This window comes from Salinimicrobium oceani, from assembly GCF_012037645.1.
On record NZ_JAAVJR010000372.1, the window covers coordinates 1 to 527 of the forward strand.

Consider the following 527-nt stretch of genomic DNA (forward strand, 5'->3'; position numbering starts at 1 on the left):
GTTTCTTAGCTGCTCAAAATAATCTCTGCCATACACCCTTACATGGTCGTATTGGCCAAAGATTTTTGCTCTTTCCTTAGGATCTGTGATGCTGTCATCTTCAAACGTCTTTTCCCTCTTTAGGTCCTGCGGAATTTGCAGTATCGCTGTGCCTCCGGGTCTTAAAATCCGGAATAATTCTGCCATTGCCTTTTTATCATCAGGGATGTGTTCCAACACGTGATTACATAGAATGAAATCAAAAGCATTATCCTCAAAAGGAAGATCACAGATATCAGCTTTTACATCAGCCAGGGGAGAATTAAGATCGGTGGTGGTGTAATCGAGGTTCTTCAGCTTTTTGAAGCGGGAATAGAAAGCCTGTTCCGGTGCAAAGTGAAGCACTTTATGAGGGGCTGTAAAAAAGGTAGTGTGCTCCTTTAAATAGATCCACAACAAGCGGTGCCGTTCCAGGGAAAGGGTAGAAGGGGAAAGCACATTATCCCGCTGCTGTTCATACCCGTAAGGTAAAAATTTCCGAAAGCTTC

Annotated in this window: 1 protein-coding gene; it reads right to left on the minus strand. The window is 43.5% G+C overall.

The genetic code is table 11. The features are described from left to right. Positions 1–527, minus strand: a 527-nt coding sequence (locus tag HC175_RS17240; protein WP_168139549.1) for a class I SAM-dependent methyltransferase, incomplete at both ends; no start/stop codon positions are given.